This is a genomic window from Desulfatiferula olefinivorans, from assembly GCF_054657895.1.
Genome location: NZ_BAAHXV010000066.1, coordinates 1 through 8,222, shown reverse-complemented (window position 1 = coordinate 8,222; position 8,222 = coordinate 1). Strand labels below are relative to the sequence as shown.

General features: G+C 42.3%; 9 protein-coding genes. 6 read left to right on the top strand and 3 right to left on the bottom strand.

Going from position 1 to position 8,222, the window contains the following annotated elements; all coding sequences use genetic code 11:
- On the top strand, nucleotides 1–1,200 hold a 1,200-nt coding region (gene ltrA, locus ACYQ11_RS21490), incomplete at its 5' end, for a group II intron reverse transcriptase/maturase (RefSeq protein ID WP_459925891.1).
- A gap of 136 nt (nucleotides 1,201–1,336) precedes the next feature.
- Here the strand turns inward: ltrA and ACYQ11_RS21485 are convergent.
- Entirely contained in the window at nucleotides 1,337–1,606 is a 270-nt protein-coding gene (locus ACYQ11_RS21485) for a type II toxin-antitoxin system YafQ family toxin (protein ID WP_459925890.1), read from the bottom strand.
- Nucleotides 1,603–1,863, bottom strand: coding sequence for a type II toxin-antitoxin system RelB/DinJ family antitoxin (locus ACYQ11_RS21480; RefSeq protein WP_459925889.1), 261 nt, complete (start codon nucleotides 1,861–1,863; stop codon nucleotides 1,603–1,605). Before ACYQ11_RS21480 ends, ACYQ11_RS21485 begins: the two co-directional genes overlap by 4 nt.
- 855 nt (nucleotides 1,864–2,718) lie before the next feature.
- On the opposite strand from ACYQ11_RS21480, the gene ACYQ11_RS21475 reads away from it, so the two are divergent.
- The 3 genes from ACYQ11_RS21475 to ACYQ11_RS21465 all read left to right on the top strand — a co-directional run bounded on the left by ACYQ11_RS21475 (nucleotide 2,719) and on the right by ACYQ11_RS21465 (nucleotide 4,814).
- Nucleotides 2,719–3,669: a transthyretin-like family protein gene (locus ACYQ11_RS21475; protein ID WP_459925888.1), complete on the top strand. Its 951-nt coding sequence runs from the start codon at nucleotides 2,719–2,721 to the stop codon at nucleotides 3,667–3,669.
- Nucleotides 3,670–3,756: 87 nt separating this feature from the next.
- Nucleotides 3,757–4,209, top strand: coding sequence for a hypothetical protein (locus ACYQ11_RS21470; RefSeq protein WP_459925887.1), 453 nt, complete (start codon nucleotides 3,757–3,759; stop codon nucleotides 4,207–4,209).
- 152 nt (nucleotides 4,210–4,361) lie between these two features.
- Entirely contained in the window at nucleotides 4,362–4,814 is a 453-nt protein-coding gene (locus ACYQ11_RS21465) for a hypothetical protein (protein ID WP_459925886.1), read from the top strand.
- A 789-nt stretch (nucleotides 4,815–5,603) separates the two neighbouring features.
- On the opposite strand, the gene ACYQ11_RS21460 is transcribed toward ACYQ11_RS21465, so the two are convergent.
- The gene (locus tag ACYQ11_RS21460; protein WP_459925885.1) at nucleotides 5,604–6,761 is read right to left on the bottom strand and encodes an iron-containing alcohol dehydrogenase; all 1,158 of its coding nucleotides are present in this window, start codon (nucleotides 6,759–6,761) and stop codon (nucleotides 5,604–5,606) included.
- Nucleotides 6,762–6,954: 193 nt separating this feature from the next.
- Between ACYQ11_RS21460 and ACYQ11_RS21455 the strand changes: the two genes are divergently transcribed.
- Together ACYQ11_RS21455 and ACYQ11_RS21450 are read left to right on the top strand one after the other, a co-directional pair.
- Nucleotides 6,955–7,863 carry an AraC family transcriptional regulator gene (locus ACYQ11_RS21455; protein WP_459925884.1) on the top strand — a complete coding sequence of 303 codons (909 nt, stop codon included), beginning with the start codon at nucleotides 6,955–6,957 and terminating at the stop codon, nucleotides 7,861–7,863.
- 163 nt (nucleotides 7,864–8,026) lie between these two features.
- A partial coding sequence (locus tag ACYQ11_RS21450) for a transposase (RefSeq protein WP_459925883.1) occupies nucleotides 8,027–8,222 on the top strand: 196 nt, incomplete at its 3' end.

Here is an 8,222-nt window from a genome sequence, read left to right as displayed (position 1 = left end):
ATTCCGATAAATGTTTTCTATGATGCATTTCAACGAGTCAAAGCGAACAAAGGTGGTTATGGGATCGATTCTCAGTCACTGACTGATTTCGAGAAGAATCTCGACAACAACCTTTACAAGCTTTGGAACAGAATGTCGTCGGGCAGCTATCAACCTCCGCCGGTTATGCGAGTAGAGATCGAAAAACCGGATGGGGGTATCCGGCCACTGGGAATTCCCACGGTATCGGATCGGATAGCGCAAATGGTCGTCAAGATTCAGATTGAGCCGGAACTGGAGAGACACTTTCATCCGGACTCCTATGGTTATCGTCCCGGCAAGTCAGCGCATCATGCGTTGATAACAGCCAAGAAACGATGTGAAAACCGAGGGTGGATACTGGATATGGACATCAAAGGCTTCTTTGAAGAAATAGACCATGACCGGCTTATGAAGGCAGTCATGAAGCACGTCAAAGAACCATGGCAACTGATGTACATCAGAAGGTGGCTGACGGCACCGGTGCAACACGGAGACGGACGCCTTGAGGAGAAACGGAAAGGAATACCGCAAGGGGGCGTCATCAGTCCTCTTCTGGCGAACCTCTACCTGCATTACGTGTTCGATGTATGGGTGGTGAAGAATTGGCCTGGAATTCAGTTTGAGCGATATGCCGACGACATTGTATGTCATTGTGTCAGCGAACGTGAAGCTCTGGATTTAAAGTCACGGCTGGAAGAAAGGTTTGAGCAATGCGGCCTCCAACTTCATCCCGTAAAGACAAAGATCGCATTTTGCAAAGGAGGTCGAAGCAAGTTCAATTATGAAAAGGTGACCTTCGATTTTCTCGGCTATACGTTCAGACCCCGTTGGGTCAAGACGGGTCAAGGCAAGCAGGGATTGTTTTTCATGGCGGCCGTAAGTCAGAAAGCGGCAAAACGGATACGCCAGGAAATCAACAGCTGGCCTTGGAAGTATTGGCGCCATGAGGAGCTAACGGATATCCGGGAATACAGTCAAGCCCGGCTGAGAGGCTGGCTATCGTATTACGGACTGTTTGGAAAAAGTATCATCCGGAATGTCCTTTTTCATTTTGACAAGCGTTTGAGCCGATGGGCGAAAGCTAAGTACAAACAACTGAAAACATTAACACAGGCGGCCAATCGAATAAACCGTGCAAGGCAAATGAATCCGAGCTGGTTCCCACATTGGACCGCATAGAGCTGAAAAGTGAAACGTTGGACAGGAGGAGCCGTATGAAGCGAGAGTTTCACGTACGGTTCTGTGAGAGGCTGAGGGGGAGGTTCCTTCGGCCTACTCGACCATGCGCCCCCTGACTTGGAGCGTTTTGGATTAGCTACTTTTTGAATAGATCAGAGTGTGATCCGGTTCTTTCGAGGTATAAGTCTTCAGATGTGATTCGGTAGATTAAAATCCAGTCGGGTTCAATGTGACAATCCCGATGATTTTTCCAGTTTCCTGATAGGGGATGATCTCGATAGATTGGTTCCAATAGTTTACCCGAGCATAGCTTTTCGAGAACGGTTCTCAATTTTGAAAGGTCTTTGTTTTGCTTCTTGAGCCTCTTGTAATCCTTTTTAAATTGAGTTGTGTAATGGATATTCAACTATCAAGATCCTGAAATAAATCATCAATGGAATCAACTTTATGTAGACCTTGTCCATTTTCCGAATCCATTAGGACTTTTTCGGTGACATCATTGGGCAGTTTTATTTCAAATGGGATTCCATTATGTAAGGTTATTTGAGACAGGTAAATTGAAATAGCCTCTGACATCGAAATATTTAATTTATTTAATATGATTTGAGCATTTTGTTTTACTGTTGGATCAACACGGGTTTGAATGATTGCTGTTTTTGCCATAATAAGCTCCTATATTGTATTGACAATTGCACTACAATTAATATACGGCAAATTATAAAAAATTCAAATATATTTTTTCATTATGAACATTTTGACGCGAACAAGCCCCTTGCACTGGCTTAGCAGGAAACCACTTAATTGAGGCGGCGTATGTCATTTTATTTTGGTTTATTGCAGAGATTATTCTATGGAAAAAGAGCTCATGTGCTGATTCACCTCAAACAATGAGTAGGCTTCGTGTTGTTTGTCTGTTGTTTTTCATAATACCAATTATTGGCATTGCTGTATTTTATGATTCACTGAAAATTTGGATATTAAACATATAATTAAGAGGTAAATAAAATTCAGCAGGTGCAAAAAGTTGCGCTGCTAACCAAAACGTTCTTACGTTTTTAAAAAGTGACCTTCTGAGCAATTTTTACTGTTGAGATGTAAAGTATTTTAATTCTTCAGGATTAAACAATGGAACCATGAAAAAAGGTTAAAAATTAGGCCTAAATCACTTCTGATGAATCATCTGGCCACTAATTACCATATTACAAAAACTACCACATTTATCTATTAAAATACTTAAACGTAAGAAGAATATGTAATAATAAAATTTAACGCAAGTTACGTATTTATTCTATGTATTTATATTTACATCATTATTGCCACACAGCGGCATAAGGTGCGTTTCTTGCATGCGAACAAATAATTTTTTTTGATTATTTAGCTCTAAAAATAAAAGTGTGTTGCGCATAATTTTGCGTTTGAGTTTCGATGGTAAAAAGTTGGTGTTTTTTTCAGTGTCTTATCTCAAATGTTTTCATTTGAAATATTAATTATTTTAAAAAAATACATGGAGGCTCGTTTATGAAAAAATTATTTGTATCGATAGCGTTAACATTATCTTTATTTTCATTCGTAGGATGTAAGGTTAGTGGAAAAATAACTTTAAATGGTGAACCACTCTCGGGTGTTGAAGTTGTGTTAAGTGGGGATGCTTCGGCAAAAACAATAACATCAAGTAATGGCGAATATTGTTTTGATGTACATTCTAAAAAATCAGGAGAATACGTCATTACGCCTCAACCGATATGTTTTGATTTTTATCCTGAACAAATTAATGTTCAAGTTAATTATCAAACAAAAGATAATGATTTTTCAAATTTTAATTTTTCTGCAGAAGAGCGTGTATATAATGGAAATTACATCGTTTATGACGTTGAAGATTTAAACAATTTATCTGGCTATTCAAAAATTGAAGGTAACTTAATAATTCAACAAACCGAATTAGAAGATCTTTCTGGCCTTGAATGTTTAACAATAGTGGAAGGCAATGTTTATATTTTCAATAATATTAAATTGAAAAACATTGATGCATTATCTAATTTAACAATTACCGGTGGTTTTATCATAGGAAATCAACCAAATATTACTAAAGTTAATTTTCCCCTATTAGTACAAAACACAGGTAGCTTTGAGCTAATACGAACAGGATTAACCGATCTTACTGGTTTTGAAAATCTTAGCTATATTGGTAAATTTGTAAATATTTGGGATAATGATTCCCTAACAACGGTTGATGGTTTAGAAAATCTAATTAATATAGATGGATATCTTAGTGTTTGGGATAATGATAACCTTGAGAATCTTAATGGATTATCGAATATCTATTCGATAGATGGCGACTACAAAGTTACATATAATGACTCACTCTGTAATTCTCTGGCATATGAACTTAGATATTTAATTGATAGTCGAGGCGGTATTAACGGTGAAGTTGAAATAATTAATAATATGATATGTATAGAAAGTAATTGAATGTATGAGAACAAATGGCTGCACGGGACCTGCCGTTGTGTTTCAGGCCCCGTGAACCATGGTTTCGGCTTTAAATGAAGTGGTGCAATGAATAATAATCATTTAAAAAAATTGTTTTATTTCAGCATATTGGCATATCTGTATATTGGAATTGGTTGCACATCTAAACATGGCTTATACACATTGTATATAGGTAATGATGTTGCATTTATTAAACCTACTGACGGCATTAGAATTATTAAAGTTGACGACACATATTTAAATATAATTCCTGATGGTTACATGGCATTTAAAATGAGAAAACCAAAATATTCCAGTGTCTCTATCAGTCCAGGCCTCCATAAAGTGGTCGTCGATGTTGAGTATTTCGATGAGGGCTCTGTTTTTTTACTTGAAGCAAAGTTTCAAAAAAACATGCTATACAATGTGAAGTTTGATGTTATCAACCGTGTCGTAGGAAAAAATGAATGGATTTTAGACGTTTGGATTGAAGATTCTATTAATAACAAAAAAGTAAGTAAATTTATTAAGAATATATAAAGGCTGTATCATAACCGAACAATTGCTTCCACCGGACCGGGTTGCAGCTTGCCATTTTGTAAGTCTTTAGTTTTTCGACCTTTTTCGTCAATCTTCCCGGCGTACGATTCGCCACATAGCCGGTGAAGCATACGCTCTAGTTTAGGAATAAATTGAAAACAAACCTAATCTTGATCGCTGCTATTTGTTTATTGAGTTGTTCAGGTGATTCTAATGACATTTCATATCCATTATTAGGTGCCTGGAGAAGTCAATGTAATTTATCAGAAGATAGTAATTTTCAATTTGATTCTTATGTAAATTCATATGTATTTTATGATAATGGCCGATTTAATTTTATCAAATGTCAGTATGAAGGGACTAATTGTGAGGCAGATTATTGTATAGCCAATTTAGTTAACGGAACTTATACCATTGGTAACAATGTTCAAACACTATCCGGAGATACTGCAACAACTTTTATATTCACTGTTTATTACGACAATACGCCAGTATCTATAGAAGGAATTTATATAATAGAAGGTGACAACCTGATTTTTGGAAAAATTATTGACGGGCTGTATGTGATAGATCCCGATGATTCTTTTTTCAGAGATGAACAATAGAACAAGCCCCTTGCACACCGAGTACGGATAGTGTGCGGGTTTTTAACTTTAATTATTATTCGTTTGTTATCTTTCTACTGCCGGTTTTTGTAATTCGTCTCCCGCCGTGTGAAGGGCACGTTGTTGTGCGACACGGTGTCGCATTATTGGCTGTTTGGAGGGCCAGTCGGTCCCGACCAAACCCGACTTCTCCTGTCGGTACTTTAGGAGGCATGCGTTTGCCGGTGCATCCGGCAAGGGTATGAAGCCTTACCAACAAAGAACCGAATCCCGCAAAGGCAGGAGGGATGGAAGCCGTGAGGCAAAAACCTTCCTGGAAGCCTCATCCGGGTAAGGGCCAGGGTTAGGGAGCTTGATATTATTAAACCGGCAATTGAATACATCAACATTGGGCTGCATAGGCAATCTTCGGGTGTTTGAAGTAATTTTTAACACGGCTCGGCAGCTTCTGGAGCTTTTTCAGATGAGAAATCGCCTTTGCCTTCAATTCATCTGCGGTTCTTGCAGTAGTTTTGGAATGCACCCCGACCTTCAAATCGCAGTTCAAACAACAGAATCAACCTGTCCCTTGATCTTGATGTTTTTGATGTTTCTCGAAAATAAAGACGACAATACTAAAAAGATAGTTGAGCATCTAAAATCCGTATTTACTGGATGCACGCCATAACATTCTGCTGTTGGGGACGGCGAGGGGCGTGCCGCCCCAAAGCATGGGTTATGCATCTGACACGGAGGTAAGTTTGAATTCAACTCTTATAACAAATTTAACTCGTCCTTTTTGAGTCCTTCTTATATGCTAAGCTCAAGGACCGTGCGAACGAGTTCTGGGGTTACGTTCTGTCTTTCGCCCAGTTTGACCATGCCGTGCTGTTCGAGCCGTGACACCAGCACGGGAATGCTGTGGGCGGTGATGCCGTAATCGCTCAGCCGTGTCTTGATCTTCATCGTTTCGAAAAACAGACGGGTCTTGTCGATGGCGGCATCGATTTTCTGATCGTCATTGCCCTCACGAATTTTCCAGATGCGTTCCGCATATTGAAGAAGTTTCTCTCGTTTTTCCTGTTTGCGAACGGTCAGCATGGATGGCAAAACAATGGCCAGGGTTTGCGCGTGGTCCACACCATGCATGGCTGTGATTTCATGACCGACCATATGGGTGGCCCAGTCCTGGGGAACGCCTGCACCGATCAATCCATTCAGGCCTAAGGTGGCGCACCACATGAGGTTGGCCCGGACAGCATAATTTTCAGGTTCCGCAAGCGCCCGTGGCCCTTCTTCAATCAGCGTCAGCAGCAGGCCCTCGGCCAGTCGATCCTGAACCTTTCCATCCACGGGATAGGTCAGGTACTGTTCGATAATGTGGACAAAGGTATCGACGACACCGTTGCTGATCTGTCTGACCGGCAGCGTGTAGGTTTTCTCCGGGTCCAGCACCGAAAACCGGGGAAAGACGGACGGGCTGAAAAAGGGCAGTTTGGCCTGCACGGACTGACGGGTGATCACCGCGCCGTTGTTCATTTCCGATCCGGTTGCCGGAAGTGTCAATACCGTACCAAACGGTATGGCCTGACGGATATTCGAACCGTATTTCAGAAGAATGTCCCAGGGTTCTCCGTGAAAGAGTGCTGCTGCGGCAATAAATTTTGTTCCGTCGATGACCGATCCGCCACCGACAGCCAGTATAAAATCAATACGTTCAGACTTCACCAGCTCAACACACCGCATCAAGGTCTCATACGTCGGATTGGGCTCGATACCTGAAAACTCCGTCAGGCTGTATCCGCCAAGGGCGGCCTTCACCTCGTCAAGAACGCCGTTGCGTTTGATACTGCCGCCCCCATAGGTGATCAGCACCCTGGCGTCTTTGGGTATTTCCTTTGAAATATCGGCAATACGTCCTTTGCCGAAGATGATCTTCGTCGGGTTATAAACATTAAAATCCAGCATATGAAAAACTCCTTTATGTTTGCGTGATGGATACTGTTTTCATGTGGCCTAAATTATAACGCTTTGCACCGGACGGCAATACACGTTCATCCTAAAGTCTTGCCTGATTCTACAGCCATTCATATTATTATTGTTAAAATGGCTGATATTTGGGATATATTCTCCGGTTTTATAAAAATGAAAGGGTTAAAGCATGGCCATGGACACAGATATCAACGAAAAGAAAAGGCTTGTGGAATTATTGGAGCCCCTGGCGGTAAAGGAATGGTTTACCAAATCAGCCCTTAGGAATGTCCGGTTTTTCAGGTCCAACCAATACATGCCGAGGAGCCCCTGGGTCTATGAGCCAAACATCGTCATCGTCGCCCAGGGACGGAAGCTCGGATACCTTGGAGACGAGGTCTACACCTATGATCCCTACAACTATCTGGTGTTATCCGTTCCTCTTCCCCTTGAATGCGAAACCATGGGGAGTCCTGACGAACCCTTGCTGGCCGTCTATATCAGCGTCGATGCGACGATCGTAAGCGAACTGTTACTTGAGATGGACGACAGCAGCCTGCTGTCCGGTTCGGTTCTCCGGGGGATCTACTCGACGCCGCTGACCGATGAGTTGGCCGGCGCTACCATCCGGTTGCTGGAATGCCTCTCCCATCCTCAGGATGGCCGGATACTGGGGCCGCAGATCGTCAGGGAAATCATCTACAGGGTCCTGTGCGGCGATCAAGGGAGTGCGTTACGATTGCTTGCAGCCCGGCACAGCCGTTTCGGGCAAATTGCCAAAGTCCTGAAACGGATGCACACAGACTTTAACGCTGAACTTGACATCGGAACCCTGGCCGGTGAAGCCAATATGAGCGTGTCGTCGTTTCATAGCAACTTCAAGGCCGTCACCGCCGCATCGCCGCTGCAATATCTGAAAAGCATACGCCTGCACAAGGCACGGTTGCTGATGGCCCAGGACGGCTTGAATGCCGGCACGGCCGCCAATGAAGTCGGTTATGAAAGCGCATCCCAATTCAGCCGGGAATTCAAACGTTTCTTTGGCAGCACCCCGGCGGAAGAAGCGTCTAAAATGCGTGCGTTTTTTAATGTAAAGTGACGATCGATCAACAGGTTACGGATGTGTCCTGTTGAATATCGGCTCCAGAAAGACAGTCGTTGAACGGTGTTTGAAACATCTGCCGTTCCGGGAATAAAAGTGGTCAAACCTTGATTATTGATTATGACTGACTTGCTATGAACTATTGTGTATAAAGCGTCTTATGGCACGACAATGGAGAATAGAATATTCGAATGCAATATACCATGTGATGTCACGGGGGAATGGCGGTCAGGATATATATGGATCAGATGACGACCGGACGTTGTTCCTGGGACTCCTTGAAGAGATGTCGGCCCGTTTCAATATCGAGATTCATGCCTATGTATTGATGGGTAACCATTATCACTTGCTTTTAA

What these genes read in the sequence shown, in the direction of transcription:
- ACYQ11_RS21480 (WP_459925889.1), bottom strand. Translation starts at nt 1,863, where the DNA reads ATGGCAAAAACAGCAATCATTCAAACCCGTGTTGATCCAACAGTAAAA.
- ACYQ11_RS21475 (WP_459925888.1), top strand. Translation starts at nt 2,719, where the DNA reads ATGAAAAAATTATTTGTATCGATAGCGTTAACATTATCTTTATTTTCA.
- ACYQ11_RS21470 (WP_459925887.1), top strand. Translation starts at nt 3,757, where the DNA reads ATGAATAATAATCATTTAAAAAAATTGTTTTATTTCAGCATATTGGCA.
- ACYQ11_RS21460 (WP_459925885.1), bottom strand. Translation starts at nt 6,761, where the DNA reads ATGCTGGATTTTAATGTTTATAACCCGACGAAGATCATCTTCGGCAAA.
- ACYQ11_RS21455 (WP_459925884.1), top strand. Translation starts at nt 6,955, where the DNA reads ATGGCCATGGACACAGATATCAACGAAAAGAAAAGGCTTGTGGAATTA.